Annotated in this window: 16 protein-coding genes; 8 read left to right on the forward strand and 8 right to left on the reverse strand. The window is 59.5% G+C overall.

Annotation, left to right across the window (positions count from 1 at the left end; translation table 11 throughout):
• Positions 1-2: 2 nt before the first annotated feature.
• Both ACYVDM_RS11410 and ACYVDM_RS11415 read right to left on the reverse strand, forming a co-directional pair.
• The gene (locus ACYVDM_RS11410; RefSeq protein WP_415785740.1) at positions 3-869 is read right to left on the reverse strand and encodes a branched-chain amino acid ABC transporter permease; all 867 of its coding nucleotides are present in this window, start codon (positions 867-869) and stop codon (positions 3-5) included.
• Between the two features lie 100 nt (positions 870-969).
• Positions 970-2169, reverse strand: coding sequence for an ABC transporter substrate-binding protein (locus ACYVDM_RS11415; protein WP_415785738.1), 1200 nt, complete (start codon positions 2167-2169; stop codon positions 970-972).
• Between the two features lie 334 nt (positions 2170-2503).
• On the opposite strand from ACYVDM_RS11415, the gene ACYVDM_RS11420 reads away from it, so the two are divergent.
• Genes ACYVDM_RS11420 through ACYVDM_RS11430 form a run of 3 tightly spaced genes read left to right on the forward strand, consistent with a single transcriptional unit; the run spans position 2504 to position 5168 of the window.
• Complete coding sequence (locus tag ACYVDM_RS11420) at positions 2504-3286, forward strand: SDR family oxidoreductase (RefSeq protein WP_415785736.1); 783 nt, start codon at positions 2504-2506, stop codon at positions 3284-3286.
• 15 nt (positions 3287-3301) lie between these two features.
• Positions 3302-4246, forward strand: a complete 945-nt coding sequence (locus ACYVDM_RS11425; protein ID WP_460475386.1) for a 3-hydroxyacyl-CoA dehydrogenase — start codon at positions 3302-3304, stop codon at positions 4244-4246.
• Positions 4233-5168 carry a beta-keto acid cleavage family enzyme gene (locus tag ACYVDM_RS11430; protein ID WP_415785732.1) on the forward strand — a complete coding sequence of 312 codons (936 nt, stop codon included), beginning with the start codon at positions 4233-4235 and terminating at the stop codon, positions 5166-5168. The genes ACYVDM_RS11425 and ACYVDM_RS11430 overlap by 14 nt, the downstream gene beginning before the upstream one ends.
• A gap of 148 nt (positions 5169-5316) precedes the next feature.
• Here the strand turns inward: ACYVDM_RS11430 and ACYVDM_RS11435 are convergent, their stop codons facing one another.
• Positions 5317-6384, reverse strand: a complete 1068-nt coding sequence (locus ACYVDM_RS11435; RefSeq protein WP_415785730.1) for a glycerol dehydrogenase — start codon at positions 6382-6384, stop codon at positions 5317-5319.
• 9 nt (positions 6385-6393) lie between these two features.
• On the reverse strand, positions 6394-7098 hold the full coding sequence (locus ACYVDM_RS11440; protein ID WP_415785728.1) for a GntR family transcriptional regulator: 705 nt from the start codon (positions 7096-7098) through the stop codon (positions 6394-6396).
• Between the two features lie 155 nt (positions 7099-7253).
• On the opposite strand from ACYVDM_RS11440, the gene ACYVDM_RS11445 reads away from it, so the two are divergent.
• The 5 genes from ACYVDM_RS11445 (at position 7254) to ACYVDM_RS11465 (ending at position 13102) form a co-directional block, all read left to right on the forward strand.
• A complete protein-coding gene (locus tag ACYVDM_RS11445; protein ID WP_415787031.1) occupies positions 7254-8069 on the forward strand; it encodes a transketolase in 816 nt (271 codons plus the stop codon).
• Positions 8070-8071: 2 nt separating this feature from the next.
• Entirely contained in the window at positions 8072-9052 is a 981-nt protein-coding gene (locus ACYVDM_RS11450; RefSeq protein ID WP_415785726.1) for a transketolase family protein, read from the forward strand.
• An 81-nt stretch (positions 9053-9133) separates the two neighbouring features.
• A complete protein-coding gene (locus ACYVDM_RS11455; RefSeq protein WP_415785724.1) occupies positions 9134-9940 on the forward strand; it encodes a shikimate dehydrogenase family protein in 807 nt (268 codons plus the stop codon).
• Positions 9940-11538 (forward strand): GMC family oxidoreductase, encoded by a 1599-nt coding sequence (locus tag ACYVDM_RS11460; protein WP_415785722.1) that lies wholly within the window; start codon positions 9940-9942, stop codon positions 11536-11538. The genes ACYVDM_RS11455 and ACYVDM_RS11460 overlap by 1 nt, the downstream gene beginning before the upstream one ends.
• A gap of 238 nt (positions 11539-11776) precedes the next feature.
• Positions 11777-13102, forward strand: a complete 1326-nt coding sequence (locus ACYVDM_RS11465; protein ID WP_415785720.1) for an ankyrin repeat domain-containing protein — start codon at positions 11777-11779, stop codon at positions 13100-13102.
• A 55-nt stretch (positions 13103-13157) separates the two neighbouring features.
• Here the strand turns inward: ACYVDM_RS11465 and ACYVDM_RS11470 are convergent, their stop codons facing one another.
• The 4 genes from ACYVDM_RS11470 to ACYVDM_RS11485 all read right to left on the reverse strand — a co-directional run bounded on the left by ACYVDM_RS11470 (position 13158) and on the right by ACYVDM_RS11485 (position 17532).
• Positions 13158-13430: a TonB-dependent receptor domain-containing protein gene (locus tag ACYVDM_RS11470; RefSeq protein ID WP_460475416.1), complete on the reverse strand. Its 273-nt coding sequence runs from the start codon at positions 13428-13430 to the stop codon at positions 13158-13160.
• The gene (locus ACYVDM_RS11475) at positions 13420-15537 is read right to left on the reverse strand and encodes a TonB-dependent receptor domain-containing protein (protein WP_415785718.1); all 2118 of its coding nucleotides are present in this window, start codon (positions 15535-15537) and stop codon (positions 13420-13422) included. Before ACYVDM_RS11475 ends, ACYVDM_RS11470 begins: the two co-directional genes overlap by 11 nt.
• Positions 15538-15682: 145 nt before the next feature.
• Positions 15683-17065 carry a tripartite tricarboxylate transporter permease gene (locus ACYVDM_RS11480; RefSeq protein WP_415785716.1) on the reverse strand — a complete coding sequence of 461 codons (1383 nt, stop codon included), beginning with the start codon at positions 17063-17065 and terminating at the stop codon, positions 15683-15685.
• Between the two features lie 14 nt (positions 17066-17079).
• Positions 17080-17532, reverse strand: coding sequence for a hypothetical protein (locus tag ACYVDM_RS11485; RefSeq protein WP_415785714.1), 453 nt, complete (start codon positions 17530-17532; stop codon positions 17080-17082).
• Between the last annotated feature and the right edge of the window lie 11 nt (positions 17533-17543).

Below are 17543 nucleotides of genomic sequence, written 5' to 3' on the forward strand. Positions count from 1 at the left end.
TGTTATTCTGTGCCGATGCCAAACAGGCCGGTAGGACGCAGGACAAGGATCAGCAAAAAGATCACGAAATACACGACTTCTTTCAGGTCGGGGGCAATGTAATAGCCCGCTAGCGTGTCGACCACACCGATGATCATCGATCCGGCGACGGCGCCGTACAGGCTGCCCAGTCCGCCGAGCACGACGATGACAAACGCCGTGAGCACAAAGTACGTGCCCACGGTCGGAAACACGGGATACTGCGGCGCCAGTAATCCGGCGGCAACCCCGACAAATGCCGTTCCCAGGCCAAAGGCAATGACATAAACGTTATTGACGTTCACGCCCATCAACATGGCGGCATAACGGTGTTGGGCGACGGCGCGCAGCGCGCGGCCCAGATAGGTGCGATGCATGAACAAATGCAGCAGGATGGCCAAGCCGATGCCGACCACAAAGGTGATCAACTGGCCGGTGACCACGGTGTAAGCACCCACGTTGAAGACGTTGGTGCCCAGTTCGACGGGCGCGCGATAGACGTTGGCGCCAAAGATCACCAGCGCCAGATTCAGCAAGATCGTCGAGACGCCGACTGTCGCAAAAATCTGAATATGCTCATCGGCATTCAGCAGGGGCTGGATAATGGCTTTTTGCGTCAGAGCGCCTAGCGCAAACAGCACAACCGCGACGGGAATCAACCCGGCATAGGGGTGCACGCCTAAATGTGTCGCGACCAGATAGACCAGATACATGCCTATCATCAGGAACTCGCCATGTGCAAAGTTCACGACGCGCACGACACCAAAAATCAGCGTCAACCCCAGGCTGATGATGGTGTAGGCGCCGCCCAGCAACAAGCCGTTGATGACCAGTTGAACAAATATGTCCATTGTGCAACCTCAATGATGAAAAAGCGTCCCGGCGCCCGCGTGGGCCAGAACGCTTTGAACCGCGGGCCGTCTCTGCCGGGCGGCCCGCGGGGCACGTCGCCTATTTCTTGAAGACAGGCTTGCCTTGAGCGAGATTCGACGGGGCGATCGTGACGAGGTCGTCGCCTTGCCACTGCATGACATAGAACGACGAGGCAGTGTTCTGGCCATCCTCTCCAAAGTCAAAGCCCCAACCGTTCGCCGTTTCGCCAGCAGGCTTCTTGTAGGCCAGCACTGCTTCGCGGATTTTGTCCGCATCGGTGGATTTGGCATTGCCGATGGCCGCAAAGAAGGCCTTGGCGCCGACATAGTTGGTCAGACTATGGCCGGATTGCGGATCGCTCTTGTAGGTGGTTTTATAGGCTTGCAGGAACTTGTCCAACCCGGGTGCGCCTGCCGGATTGATCGACGCCTGCGGGAAGTCCAGATCGAAGACGCCGTTCATGTCGGCGCCCACCGCCTTGGCGGTGTCAGCCAGCGAATAGCCTCCTCCCGCACCGATGACCACCTTGGGGGTAAAGCCGCCCGCGCGGGCCTGCCGGAAATACAGGATCGCGTCGTTTTGATAGGCCGTTTGCAAGACCACATTGACCTTGGCGCCCTTCAGACGCAGGATCAAGGACGACAAGTCCACGGTCTTGGCCGAATAGGGCAGGACTTCCGCGACGGTATAGCCCAGTTCCTTGGCGCGTTTTTGCTCGGTAGCCGCGACGTCGGTGCCATAAGGGCCGTCTTCGTGGATGATGCCGATGACGATGTCTTTCGGATCCAGTCCCATGCCCGGGGCGACGATGTCGTGCAGGGCATCGACCACGGCCACCCCATACAGTGAGGTGTTGGGATTGCTGCGGAACAGATACTTGTAGCCGCGCGTGGTGATCTTGTGGGCGGTCGCGCCCAGCTCAAAGTACGGAATCCCCGCCAATTCGGCCACTGGCGATGCCGCATAGGAAATGCCGGATGCATAGCTGCCAAACACGGCCACCACACCCGACGAGGTCAGACGCTTGGTTTCGGACACGGCCTGGGTCGGATCGACGGCATCGGCTTTGATGAGCTCGATTTTTTCGCCATTGACGCCGCCCGCCGCGTTGATTTCATTGACCGCCAACTCCAGGCCGCGATAGCTTTCCTGGCCCAGTAGCGCCAGTGCGCCGCTGAAGGGGAACAGGGCGCCGACCTTTATGTCTGCCCACACGCTGGTCGCCGATAGTGCGCCGCATATCCCTAGCGCCACTGCAACTTTCTTGATTTTGAACACTGTCTCGCTCCTGTTGTTGATGTGGGAGTTCACGCGGGCTTGTCGTGTCAGCCTGCTTTATGATGATATATGATATATGTAATTTTGGGCTGCCATAAGCCCTGTTTGATTCTAGTGGTCAGGGCGATGTCATGAATCGGGGATTTCCCTAAACCCGCATGAATACAGGGTTTTGGGGCAATTATTTCATTCTTTTGTCACATTTCGTTGCGCGCGTAGCGAGCGCTCGAGAGTCTGAAAAACGATAAAAATTTGCGCGCCGTTGATCAAAATACTCATATATCGTATATCGTAAACGGCTCACCGCGCCCATAACCATACGGAGACAACGATCATGTTCGAGGAAGTGAACTACGCGGATAAAAAGGTCCTCATTACGGCAGGTGCCGACGGCTTGGGCCTGGAAATGGCCAAGGTATTTCATGGTGCCGGCGCCACCGTGTTCATCTGCGATGTGAACGACACCCGATTGGCTGAGGCTGCCGCGAGCATGCCGGGCTTGCATGCGGCGCACGCAGATGTGTCGGACGAGTTCAGTGTGGAGCGTTTGTTCCGGCAGGTCCATACAGAGCTCGGCGGCCTGGACATTCTGATCAATAACGCCGGGGTGGCAGGGCCGACGGGCTACGTCGAAACCCTGGCCAAGGTCGACTGGGACCGGACGCTGGCCGTCAATATTACCGGGCAGTTTCTTTGCGCGCGCCAGGCGGTGCCTATGCTCAAGCAGTCCAAGGCCGGCGTCATGATCAACCTGTCGTCCGCGGCGGGCCACTTGGGTTTTGCGGGACGGTCCGCCTATTCTGCCTCGAAGTGGGCGGTCATCGGCTTTACCAAAACATTGGCGATCGAGTTGGGCCCGCATGGCATTCGCGTGAACGCCATTCTGCCCGGGGCGGTCGAAGGACCGCGTATCCGGGCGGTGATCGCCGCCAAGGCAAAGACCCTGGGGCGTCCGGTGGACGAGATCGCCGAGCAATACGAGAGCCAGGCGGCGCTGGGTCGTATGGTGACGGCGCGGGATATTGCCAATATGGTGTTGTTCAATGCCAGTGAGGCCGCCCGCAGTGTGACCGGACAAGCCATTGTGATCGATGGCTTCACCCAGAAACTTTACTGATCAGGAGAGACCACGATGCGTACCGTTGCAATTATCGGCGCGGGTTTGATAGGTCAGGGCTGGGCGATTGTGTTTGCTCGCAAGGGATGGAACGTACGGCTCTACGACGTGCAGACCGATAGCCTGGGCCAGGCGCGCGACTTGGTTGTCCAGCAACTGGCTGAGCTGCAGCGCTATGGGCTGCTTGACGATGCTCAGGCGGCAGCCAGCCATGTCAGTATCGTGGACTCGCTGCCGGCGGCGCTGGCCGGCGCCGACTATATCCAGGAAAACTCACCCGAACGTCTGGAAATCAAGCGCGTGGTGTTTGCCGAGTTGGATCAATATGCCGAGCCGCACGCGGTGATAGGCAGTTCCACATCGAGTCTGCCCGCCAGCGAATACACGGAACACTTGGCTGGACGGCATCGCTGCCTGGTGGTGCATCCCGTGAATCCACCGTACCTGGTGCCGCTTGTCGAGCTTTGCGGTGCGCCCTGGACCTCGCCGCAGGCGATTGAGACGGCGCGACAGATCATGCAGGAACTGGGTCAGAAGCCCATCACGGTTCGTCACGAGATCGAAGGCTTTGTGCTCAATCGCTTGCAAGGCGCGTTGCTGCACGAAGCGTTTCGTCTGGCGGCGGCGGGGGTGGCTAGTGCCGAGGACATCGACACTACCATTAAAGACGGCTTGGGGTTACGCTGGTCGTTTATGGGGCCGTTCGAAACGATCGACCTGAATGCGCCCGCCGGATTGGCCGATTATTGCGCCCGGTACGGCCCCTTGTATCACTCTATAGGCGCGACGCAGGCCGAACCCGTGCCTTGGGATGAGGCGCTGGTGGGCAGTCTGCATCAGCAGCGCCGAGAGCAATTACCCGCTAGTGAGCTGCACGCGCGCCGATTCTGGCGCGACGAGCAATTGATGAAACTGATACGCCATAAAACTCAAACTGGAGACAAGAATGGCCCGCGCTAAACCGAAGATTGTCATCACTTGCGCCGTGACGGGCGGGATTCATACCCCGAGCATGTCGCCGCACCTGCCGGTCACGGCTGACGAAATCGCCGAGGCGGCCATTGGGGCCGCCGAGGCCGGCGCGGCTGTGCTGCATCTGCATGCGCGCGATCCGCAAACCGGCAAGCCGTCGCAGGATCCCGAATTGTTTCGCCCGTTCCTGCAGAAGATCAAGGAACGCACCAACGCCGTCATCAACATTACGACGGGCGGCAGCCCGCATATGACCGTAGAGGAGCGTATGCGGCCGGCTGCGACGTTCAAGCCGGAGTTGGCGTCGCTGAACATGGGCTCGATGAATTTCGGCTTGTATCCCATGCTTGATCGCTTCAAGGAATTCAAGCATGACTGGGAGCGCGAGCATCTGGAGAAAAGCCGGGCGGTGGTTTTTCGCAATACCTATGAGGACATCGAGTCCATCCTGACGGTCGGCAATCAAAACGGCACGCGCTTCGAGTTCGAGTGCTACGACATCAGCCACCTGTACAACCTGGCGCATTTCGTGGATCGTGGCCTGGTCAAGTCGCCGCCCTTTATTCAGTCGGTGTTTGGTCTGTTGGGCGGCATTGGCCCGCACCCCGAAGACTTGATGCATATGAAGCGTACGGCGGATCGATTGTTCGGCAACGACTATCAATGGTCGATCCTCGGCGCCGGACGCAATCAGATTCCGCTGGCGACTATCGGCGCGGCGATGGGATCGAACGTCCGCGTGGGCCTGGAAGACTCGTTGTGGATAGGGCCGGGGCAACTGGCGGAATCGAATCGTGTGCAGGTCGAGCGCATCCGTACTATCGCCGAAGCGTTGAACCTGGATATCGCCACGCCGGACGAAGCCCGTGAAAAACTCGGTCTGAAGGGCGCGGATCAGGTGGCGTTTTAAACGTAGCCGCGAAACAGGGCCGCCGATAGCGTTGACGCGGTTGCGCAGGCTACGCAGAATCAGGCGCGTATCGGTTTTGCTCGAGTCGCGTGTGGCCCGTGGGAGGAGGGCGTTTCGCCGAAGCGCCCTCTGGCCAAAGCCACTTGTGTTAGCGGCGCCGCCGTAGCGCGTCGGTGAGTTCTTGCTCGGTCAAGGTGCGGTCGAAATGACGGGCGTGCCGCGCAGCCAGAGTCAACGTGGCGGCCTCGCGCAACGCCGCCTCATCGATGGCGGTGGCGCCAAGTTCACTTAATCGGGCAGGCAGGCCGACTCTCGCATACCAAGTCTCCAGTTCCTCCAGCATGCCATCCGAACGATGTTCCAGATCCAATTGCACCAACAGCCCTACGGCGACTTGCAGGCCGTGCAATGCCTGACCCACCCCCGCAATCCGGGGCAGTCCGCGCGTCAAGGCATGGGCAATCGACAGACCACCGCTTTCAAAGCCCAGGCCACTCATCAGGATCATGGCCTCGACAACCCGTTCGAAAGCCGGTGTCGGTTTGCCCGTGCCGGCGGCATCCAGGGCGGCGGCGCCATCGGCGAGCAAGATGCGCAAACAGCCATCGGCGATCAGTTGCGCCGTGAGGGTCGACGAGGCATTGAACATGTTTTGTCCGCCGTTGCGCCAACACTGTTCCGCCTCGAATTTTTTCGAAATGGCATCGCCCATCCCCGCGCGAAAAAACAGGGCGGGGGCCGTGCTGATGACCTCGGTATCGACCAATACGAGCGTAGGGTTGAACAGCATATGCTCGACCGCCAGCAGATGGTGATCGGCGTCATACAGCACGAAGTTTTTGCTGGTCGGCGCATCGTTGGACGCGACGGTGGGGACGGTGATCAAGTGCTGGTGCAGGGCTTTTGCGACGGCCTTGCCCGCATCGAGAGCCTTTCCGCCGCCCACCGCAATCGTCATGTCCGGCGCCAGTGCCAGGGCTTGCTCGCGCAGCAACGCGATCGTTTCAGGCGTCATTTCCCCTTCGACGATCAAGGGGGTCAACTGCACTTGGGTGGCGCGGCAGAGATCGACCAACCGGTCGCCAAGCACACCGTGCACATAGCGATCGATGACCAGCGCCGCGCGTCGGCCAAACAACGCGGCCGATTCACCCAGGGTAAGCAAGGCGCCCGGTCCTTGGACGTAGCGGCTCGGCCCCCCGAAAACCTTAAGCATGGTGTCTCCCTATTTGCGTGGCGGCGTACTGAGGAATTTCTGCTCTTTTTCTTTTTCGACCAGCCAGTCGATCATGATCTGTCCGCCCCAGACGAGGTCGGCCTGCAGCGCTTTGGTGGCAGCCTCGGGGTCGCGCGCCTGCAGTGCCGCGATCACCGCTTCGTGGCGATGTTCATCGGTTGCGTAGTCCAACCCCGCCGTCTTGATATGAAAGACCTTGAGAATGGGACCGGTGATGACCCAGAACGATTCCACCGTCGCGCGCAAGATGGGTTTGTTGCTGGCCTCGAGAATAGAGAAGTGGAATTTGCGGTTCAGGGCGCTGGCGCGCTTGGGGTCTGTCGAAGTGCAGGAAATGAATTCCTTTTGCAGCGCGACCAGGCTGTCCAGTTGCTTGCGGGTAATGTTCTTGGCGGCCTCGGCCGCGCCCATGCCCTCGAGGTGAAAGCGGATTTGCTGAATTTCGCGCAATTTTTCCGAATTGACATAGGGAACATACACCGCGGTCGCAGCCTGCATCTCCAGGCCCTGTTCGCTGATCAGCCGAAAGATTGCCTCACGAACGGGCGTGATGGACACGCCCATTTCTGCTGCCAGTTCACCGATGATCAGCCGCTCGCCGGGTTCGTATTGCCCGTTGATCAGGGCATTACGAATTTCGTTGTAGACCCTGACGGAGAGGTTTTCTTTTTTGACAGGTTTCAGGCTGGACATGACGTGAATAGGCTTGCAGATGACAGGACGGGTGAATTCTAGCCCGGCATAGACCATAAACTCGATTCAGGTATATTATATATCATATATCCTGAAGAAGAATGGAGACGCCGATGACACTAAACGTTCAGCCTCCCACCCCGCGGCAGATTGCGATGTTGCGTGAAAAGGCCCGCTATATCCGCCTGGAAACCGTCAGGTTGATCGAAATCGCGAAGACCGGGCACTACAGCTCGGTGTTTTCGTGCGCCGAGATATTCGCCGCGTTGTATTACGACGTGATGCGGCTACGGGCAGGCGAGCCGGCCTGGCCCGATCGTGACCGTTTTTTGATGGGCAAGGGCCACGCTGCCGTCGGCTTGTTTCCTGTATTGGCGGACCATGGCTTCATTTCGCGCGAGTTGCTCGACGGCTATACGCGTTTGGGCAGCCCCTTGGGCGATCATCCGGATATGACCAAGGTGCCCGGTATCGATTTCAGTTCGGGGTCTATCGGGCATGCTTTGTCCAACGGCATCGGCATGGCACTGGGCGGCCGTATGAGCCAGCGTTCCTACAACGTGTTTGTGATGCTGGGCGATGGTGAAATGCAAGAGGGGCAGGTATGGGAGGCCGCTCTGTTTGCCGGTCATAACAAGCTCTCAAAGTTGATTGCCATTGTCGATCGCAACGGCTATCAACTGGATGGCAAGGTCGACGACGTGATGGGCGTGGAATCTTTGAGTGACAAATGGACCGCGTTTGGATGGGAGGTCCACGAAGTCGACGGCCATGATCTCCATGCGTTGACGCACACCCTGCGCAAGCTGAAGTCGGACGATACACGAGACAAACCCGCATGCCTGATTGCCCGGACCGTGAAAGGCAAAGGCGTCTCGTTCATGGAAACCGAGCCAGGTTGGCACTTGGGCTATCTGGCGCCCGTCGATGCGCAGATCGCAATCAACGAAATCCAGTCCAGGGAGATTTGAGCATGACGCAAACCTTGACGCCCGACTCCTGGCAGTACCGCGCGCTGAATGCGGTCAACCCAGGGCTGAGTTATCTGTCCGATGCGCTGATCGAATTGGTCAAAGACGGTCATCCGATAGTAGCGGGCTCTGCCGACTTGCAGTATTCGAACGGCCTGAATCGTTTCGCCGAAGCGTACCCCGAACGATACGTGCAATTCGGTATCTCCGAGCAGAACATGGTGTCCACCGCGGCGGGGCTGGCGACGACGGGCTACATGCCCTTCGTGGCGACATTTGCGTCGTTTATGGGGTTGCTGTGCTGCGAACAGATACGCATGGATGTGGCCTATACCAAACTACCGGTGCGCCTGATTGGCCATCATACGGGGATCAGTCTGGGCTTTTACGGAACCTCGCATCACGCCACCGAAGACATCTCGACCATGCGTGCCATCGCCGGATTGACGATCGTGTCGCCGGCCGATGGCGCGCAATTGGCGGCCGCGATCAAGGCGTCGGTGCATTGGCCGGAGCCGATTTACTTTCGGATAGGCCGCGGGCGTGATCCGAAGGTATACGAAGACGGCGTGTCGTTTGAGTTTGGCCGCGCGATTGAACACAGCATCGGGAATGATCTGAACATCGTCGCTTGCGGCATTACCGTGAGTGGGGCACTGCAGGCGGCCGAGGCGCTCCGGGAGCAGGGGATTTCCGTGGGGGTCATCGATATGCCCACGATCAAACCGCTGGATCGCGACGCAGTGCTGAAAGCCGCGCGCTCGGCCCCGCAATTGTTGACCGTCGAAGAGCACAACGTCTTGGGCGGATTGGGTTCCGCAGTGGCGGAAGTCCTTACCGATGTGGGCTCGGGTACTCGCCTGCGTCGTCACGGGATCTACGATGAATATAGTTTGATCGCGCCGCCGACCACGCTATATCAGCATTACCAGCTGGATGCCGCCGGCATTGAGGCGGTGGCATTGGAGCAATTGGGGGCCTGAACCCCGCGGTATGGATGACGCAATAGAAGGCCGTGGCGTCGCCGGCGCGGCGTAGGCCTCACCAGAACAGGAGTTCGTGACATGAAAGAAATCACCGGCGCTACGCGCATGTACGGCATTGTGGCCGATCCCATTCATCATGTAAAAACGCCGCAGCGTTTGAATGAATACTTCGACCAGATCGGACACGATGGCGTGTGCGTTCCCTTTCATGCAACACCAGACACGCTGGCGACCGTCGTGGCGGGACTTCGGGCGCTACGCAATCTGGGCGGATTCATCGTCACGGTGCCGCATAAGACTGCCATATTGGCTCTGGTGGACGAGGCTTCGGATGCCACGAAGCTGATCGGCGCGGCCAATGTGGTGCGCCGCGAGGCCGATGGACGATTGATCGCGACGATGCTGGACGGAGAGGGCTTCGTACGCGGTGTACTTGGCAATGGGCATGAACTAAAAGGCAAGACGGCCTATCTGGCCGGGGCCGGCGGTGCGGCAAACGCGATTGGCTTTGCCTTGGCGCAGGCCGGCGTGGCCAGCCTGACCATCGCGAATCGTACCCAAGCCAAAGCCCAAGATCTGAAAACTCGCATCCTGACCTTGATCCCGGATGCGCAAATCCACGTGGGCACGCCGGACCCCTCGGGGCATGACGTCGTGGTGAATGCGACGTCTCTGGGTTTAGCGGTCGGGGATGCGTTGCCGTTGGACGTGAGTCGCCTGACACCAGATCAACTGGTGTGCGAGATCATCATGCAGCCCAGGGAAACGGCCTTGTTGCAAGCTGCACAGGCGCGAGGATGCCGCGTGCATGACGGTGCGCCCATGCTGGCCAGCCAGATTCCGCTCATGGCGAAAGCGCTGGGTGTTCCGGGGGCCGGTGACTGATGGATCAATACGACTACGTCATTGCCGGTGGCGGCACGGCGGGTTGCATACTGGCCAATCGCCTGACCGCCAACGGCAAGTATCGCGTCTTGATGATCGAGGCCGGCACCACCGCAAAGAGCATGTGGATTTCGATCCCGGCGGGCTTTAGCAAATTGCTGGTTAATCCGGTATATAACTGGCGATTCCACACCGAGCCCGAAGACAATGTGCTGGGCCGCACGATTGCGGTGCCGCGTGGCAAGGGCGTGGGCGGCTCTACCTTGATCAACGGCATGATTTATGTGCGGGGCCAACCCGCCGATTACGATGGCTGGCGCGATGGCGGGGCGACCGGGTGGGGCGCGGCAGACGTCGAGCCATATTTTCGCAAGATCGAAAACTATGCACCAGGCGGAACGGGGCGTGGCACCTCCGGCCCCATGCATATCGAACAAGTGGCCGAACGCTATCCCATCGCCCAGGCGCTCCTGGACGCGGCTCGCGAAGACGGCCAGCCTATCAACCCGGATTACAACGGCGCCGATCAAGAGGGATTCGGCTACTACCAAGTGGCGCAGCACCGCGGGCGTCGCTGGAGTGTGGTGGATGGCTACCTTAAGCCCGCCCTCGGACGGAAAAATCTGGATGTGATCTGCGACGCGCATGTGCTGCGTACGTTGTTTGAGGGTCAACGCTGTGTGGGCGTCGTCTATCACAAGGACGGCAAACCACACACGGTGCGCGCGATACGCGAAACGCTGCTGTGCATGGGTGCGATCCAGACGCCGCAGGTGCTGGAGTTGTCGGGCGTGGGTGACCCCCAGCGCCTGCAGGCGTTGGGCATACCGCTCGTGCATGCCCAGCCCCAAGTCGGCGAAAACTATATCGATCATTTCGCCACGCGGATGAACTGGCGCGTTCAGGGGACAGTGACCCTGAACGAGATGTCGCGCGGCTGGCGTTTAGCGAAACAAGTCCTGACGTACTACGCCGCGCACAAAGGGATACTGACCCTGGGCACAGGCCTGATACATGGTTTTGTGAAATCATCGCCTGATCTGCCCGCACCGGATGTGCAGTACTTTTTTGTCCACGCCAGCTATGCGAATGCCGCCGAGCGCATTCTGGATCGCCATCCGGGAATGACGATCGGTGTGGCGCAATTGCGTCCTCAATCGGTGGGCAGTATCCACCTTAAGACGGCCGATCCATTTGAACCACCTGTCATCCGCCCGAATTTTCTGAACGAGGAGGGCGATGGCATCAGCCTGGTGCGGGGGATGCAGTTGGCGCGGCGCATCGTCGGCCAACCCAGTCTACGGTCTTATGTTGCACAGGAGATCAGTCCGGGCGATGCCGTTCAGTCCGATGATGAATGGCTGGATTTCGCGCGTCGAAACGGACAGACCATTTATCACCCCATTGGCACCTGCCGCATGGGAAGTGATGACCGCGCAGTGACGGATCCCCGTTTGCGGGTGCGCGGGGTAGCCGGTCTACGCGTCGTGGATGCTTCCGTCATGCCGCGCATGGTGTCGGGCAACACCCAGGCCGCGGTGATGATGGTGGCGGAAAAGGCGGCCGATTTGATTTTGGAGGACGCAGGCGTGGTGTAAGACGAAACGGCCTGGCAGGGCTTTGGGGTGATCGGCGGCCGATGTCAGCGGGCGCGTAATGAAATGTGAAGTGACATTCCATAGAAATATGGAACTACATCCGTTCGTTTCGTTACTACCGCTGTACGTCTTACGTCGTCTCGAATGGACGCTGTATCGATAGCGTATCGCTGTCGGATGTTGTGACTGCTTCTGTTCAGAGGTCTTCTCCCTGTTTAGCCAACGGAGTACACCGAACATGTATCGTTCCTCAATTTCCCCAGCTGCCGGTACGTCTATCTACCATTACGCTAACCTTGCCCATGAGCCATCCACACTGCAGGCGCTACGCGATGCTGTGGAAAAACACGATCTGGGCAGGCTCGTCCATATGCTTAAGCAGCTCAGCCCAGATGCGCCGGTAGTGATGGATGCCGACTCGGGCAGGGACGGAAAAACGTTGCTTCATGTTGCGGCTGCGTTGGGTGACGAGGATGCCGTTCTGGCATTGCTGCCGAGCTTTGTGAAGCAGCCTGATCGCCTGAATGCCAAAGATCAAAATAGCTGCAACGCATTGCTGTCTGCCGCCGAAGGGGGCAATATCAACGTCGTGAAATCGCTGATTGATGCTGGGCTGTCCGGACTGGACGCACTTGAGCGTACGGTCAGCGATCGCAATGTGGAGGCAACCAAAGTCCTGATTTCTGCGGGCGTCAATCCCATGAGCTTTGGACGTAACAGTGACGAAGCGGCGAATCCGCCCGCGAGCGTGACACAAGACTGCAAAAAGCTACTGGACGGGGCTGGCCTCGATATGGTTACCTTGTTGTTTGCGGCGAACTCGCTTGCCTCCGTAAAGGAGGGCGAACACGTCGTCAAGCAAGGGGCAGAGGGAAGTAACTCCTTGTTGACGGCATGGCACAACGGCGACATGGATTCGGTAGGGACAATGATAGACGACGGAGAACGCCTGCCGGCCGATCTGATCGTCAATAGCAGTCTGGAAAAATTAAAATCATTGACTTCGTCGGAGAACGGGGCTGCCCGGTTAGACAGCCTGATACAGATGGGCGGCACGCGGATGAAGACACTCCCCCTCAGGGTGGTGGCCGCCAACGATATGCCCTTCCTCAGGCAGATCCTGGCGCACGGGGTGGGGGATCTAGAGGGCCGTGATGAAGAGGGTTTTACGGCGCTGGGCGTCGCCTCGAGAGACGGCAATGTCGAGGCGATCAAGGTGCTTTGTGCGGCCGGTGCAAATGTCAACGCGACCCAGACTTATGGATTTCGCACAGCGCTTTTCATTGCGGCGGAGCAGAATAAACCGGATGCCATCAATGCGTTGTGCCAGTACGGCGCAAACATCGAGGAGCGTGCGATGCAGTCGCGCACGGCACTGATGCATGCTATCGAAATGCGGAATCCGCAGGCCATTAACGCTTTGCTTGCCAAGGGCGCGAATCCCAATCACTCCGCCTGGGACCGGGTGACGCCCTTGAAGATGGCGGTGGCTCAAGGAGATTTGGATACGATTCAAGCATTGCACGACCATGGCGCCAATAGCGACGTCGTCGATGATGACTAAGGGCTGCCGAGACATGTAATCCGGCGCCCTGTCGTGCACCGCTATGCCGCTGGCATTACATCCTTGCGGTTAGCGACACCATCACGTTGCGCGGATCGCCGTAGTATTCCCCTTTCAGGCCGGCGTCGTAGTCTTCGCCCGTCATGGGGTTCAGCAGGCTGCCGCCGGCATCGTAGGCGCTTTGTGGAACGAAGATCTCGCTATAGCTGCCATAGAGGCTGAGGTTATCCTCCAGGTCATAGATCACGCCGACGTAGGGGGTGACTTCGCGGTCGATGCTGTAGTCGCTGTCGGAGTCGCCGGGTTGTTTCTGGACATCAAAACTGATAACTGACGCTCAGTCCTGCGCTCCAGTTGCGTCCCGGGGCGGGCTCGAAGTAGCGGTCGTTGCCGTCATTGACGATGGCCGAGCCGATGTATTCGCGATCGAATAGGTTGTCGATACGCGCATAGGCGTTCCACTCCCAGGGGCCGCGGCGCCAGAGATAGCCGGTGGATATGGAGGCGACAAAGTAGCCCGGCGCGGTGTCGTTATTGGCGTCGTTGACGTAGATTTTGCCGACGTAACGACCCTCGATGCCCGCGCGCCAGCCTTCGGAAGGGGCCCAGGCAAGGGCGCCGTACAACATCTGACTGGCAATGCCCGGAATCTTGTTGCCGGCGCGAATATTCGAGTCAGCGACGGTATCCCGATAGCGTGCGTTGATCCAGGTGTAGGCGAGGTCGGCGCGCCAGTTTGAGGCGATATTGCCGCTCCAGCCGAGTTCGGCGCCATCGCGGCGGGTGCGTCCAGCATTGCGATAAGCGGTGCGTCCATCCAGGCTGCCCGCGGAAACGATCTCGTCGTGTGTATCGATATGGAACAGCGCAAAGGACAGCAGCCCATCGCCGACCTCGGTCTTGACGCCGGCTTCGTAGTTGTCGCTCAGGGCGGGTTGCAGGCCCAGATTCAAGCCTGGGTCGCCGTCAGGACGGTAGGAGAGCTCGCTGGTGGTCGGGGTCTCGAAACCGCGCCCGTACGAGAGATAGGCCATGGTCCGGGGCGTGAACGCGTAGCTGAGTGCGGCCACGGGCAGGGCTTTGCGGTAGCGCGTCGAGCCGCTGTCGTCGACGTTGGGCGCATCAACGTAATGATCGTCAGAGTCAAAGTTGACGGTGCTATAGCGCACACCGGCATCGAGCTTCCAACCCGGCGCGAACTGCCAGGATGCCTGGAGGTAGGGGTCCAGGCTGTCGACGTCGTTCGTTTCGTCGCGACGCAGTTTGCCTTTGACGCCGAGCTCGGTCGGTGCGCTGGCACTGCCTAGAAAGTTTTCATAACCTTTGCGTCGCTCGCTGAGAGTGTCATAGGACAGGCCGCCGATCAAGGTCAAAGGCTGGTTGGCCAGGCTCAGGTGCGACGTCCAGCGCAGATCTGCGCCCGCATATTCGCGTCGTAGATCAATGACGCCACCGGAGTGGCGCGGATTGGCCTGGACGAACGTGGGGATGGATTGATACTGCACAGTGTGACGCTGACCGTAGTACACCATCGCGCGCAATTCGTTGTCGGCGTTGATCTGGCGTTCGTAGACGAGGCCGCCCTGGCTTTGCCGCACGGTCTTGCGGGTGTTGTAAAGGTCGGCCTGTGATGTGGCCTGGCGAGGGTTGTCTTCGTATTGCTCGCGGGTCAGGCCCAAGGGGTCTTGCGCGGTCAGGTCGACGCTGTTGGCGACGATCGTTAATCGGCTGTCGTCGTCCAGTTGCAGACCGAGTTTGGCGTTGCCCAGGTTTTTACGGGCGCCGCTGTGATCGCGGTAGCCACCGGTCGTAAACCGGTTGGCGCTGACCACATAGTCAACATTATCGACCTCGCCACTGGCCTTGGCGCCATAGTGATAGGTGTCGTAGCTACCTGCCGCGAAATTGGCTTGTAGCGCGGGCGGCCCGCTACCGGTCTCGGATTCGACCAGGAGTACACCGCCCGAGGCATTGCCATACAGGGCCGAAAATGGCCCCCGCAGGACTTCGACGTGATCCGCCGAGGCAATATCGATGTTGGAGGTCTGGCCCTGGCCATCCGGCATGGTGGCGGGGATGCCGTCGACAAATATCTTGATACCGCGCACGCCGAATGTGGAGCGTGCCCCAAACCCGCGTATTGAAATCTGAAGGTCCTGGGCGTAGTTTTGCCGGTTTTGAATCTGCAGGCCTGGTACGCTGCCCATGTTTTCCGACAGATTGATTTGCAGGCTGTCCGCGCGCAGCTGGACCCCATCGACGATGTTGACCGAGGCCGGCGTGTCGAGCAGGCTGGTGTCAGAGCGAGTGCTCGTGACGACGACCGGTTCGAGGGCGCGGATTTGCGCGAACGCGGTGGGCGTGAGGAGGAGCAGCGCGACAGTGGCGTACCATCGCCGCCAAGTGGGACGATAGTCTGGCAAGAAGGGAGACATCGCTATGCAAGATAATTTCAGACGAGGTCTTGTGCAAGACCAGATATACCGTCCTATTATGCATGCTTCGGATGGCGTTCGCCCTCAAACTCCATTTTTCAAGAGGGCATCATCCCATCGGCCTGATGAGATGATGCCTTCGTTATTACAGCAGTTTGACCAGGGCGGGCACGCTCAGTACGGCGGTGTAGTAACCCATGAACTGCACGCCGGTGTTAAAGGCAAAAATGCGCGATAGCAAGCCGCCCACCAGACCCATGGTCAGGATCACCAGTAAGCCCAGCAGTTGGCCTTCCCAGACGCTGATGACAATGATCAGGCCGACAAAGGTGGCGATAATGGCCTCATGACTCACCTTGCGCGAGACAAACAGTGCGGCGCGTCGGGCGAAGTTCATCGCGAATGGATAAGACACAATCGCAGCCAGGATCACCGAAAGCATGCCGTAACCCAGGAACTCCCAGTGGCTCAACAGGTTGTGCAAGTTGTGGGTCTGACCTGTCGCGGCATCCACGGTAAAGCGTGGCGGCGCATTGAACAGGGGGGCAGCGGGGCCAGCCGCGACTGGGCTTAACGGTAGGCCAAAGGCGATCAGTGGGATCAGGGCTTCTGCGATATAGGTGGCCTCGGTGACGCCATTACGGGCGCTCAGCACGGTGGTCAGGCGATGGTAGGCGTGCTTGATGCGCGAGCCGACGACCTCGCCTAGCACAACGGTCATGGCTACTGGACTGAAAACAAAGGTGGCGCTGGAGACGGCCGCGGTGGCGAAGGTCCAGCGTGCCTGGGTGCGATCCAGGACTTTGAACGGATTGGGGAAATATCCTGACCAGCCTTTTACATCGGGCGCCAGATTGAATTGACGTACGCTATCGCGTGACATGCGCTGACGGCCAGCGGGAGACAGTACCGTGAATAAGTCCGCAACGAGCGGCCCGATGGCAATGCCCAGAAAATAGCTGATGCTCAGTTTCACATCGTATTGGGCTGTCAAGCTTTGCAGGCCCAGGATGAGGACGACAAAGGGCACCAGTAACGCGACCGATGCCCAACGACCGGCGGAAAAGTAGGCAATCAGCACGGCGGCAGCCAGGAAAATCCAGGGTGCCGTTTTGGTGATGAAGGCGCCAAAGGGCGCCAGCATGACGGCGAACAGGACGGCCAGCGGGACGGCGATGAAGGCGGCGATGATACCGCCGGAGACCATCTTTCGCAGGGCAATATGCGGTACACCCAATTTGCGCAGCAGATTGGCATCCTGCAACAGGGGCATGGCCATGGTGTCGCCGGGGATCCCCAGCAACGCGGTCGGTACGGCATGCGTCATATGTTTTGCGACGGCACCGGCCAGAAAGAACGTAAATACCCCGGCGGGCGGCACGCCCAGCAAGACGGTCAGCAGCGTCAACGGCGCGAGCGTGGTGGTTTCGTCGGTGCCCGATACCAGGCCGATGGCAGCGAAGACCACGGCGCCTATCAGGCCCATGCCGGCCGCCACCGCAATCTGTTCTATCAGATGTGGATCCATGCGATGACTCCTTGTTAACGGCCGGCGGCCGAGGCACGCTCGGCTGCCTCGGCTTCGGCGAACAGATCGTAGAGCTTGAGCTCTTTGAGTTCCTGGACCGCGACAGGCGGCAGGTCCGCGAGGCGCCCCATGCCGCCTGATTGCTGGGCGAGTTCGTCCAGGACCTCTTGTCGCCATTGTGGATCGACGGAGATTTCCGTTTCGGTCACGGCGCGTTTTGGCGGAAAGGCACGAGCGCAAATCACGCCTGCGATGATGCAGCCCGCCAAGCCGGCCAGCATCGCGTATGCGTGTGCAAGTTGTCGGGACTCGACGATCGACGCCAACCATTCGCTGGCGCTGTAAAAGCCCAGCACGCTAATCCCGATGCCGATCCCGATCGCCCAGGCCAAGTGCCTGAGATCGACCGTATCGCCCCAGACCTCGGCGAGCTGCCCGGCCCGAGGGTCCTTGTGCTTGGATGTCATGTGGTGTGTCT

It is taken from the genome of Bordetella tumulicola (assembly GCF_054779135.1).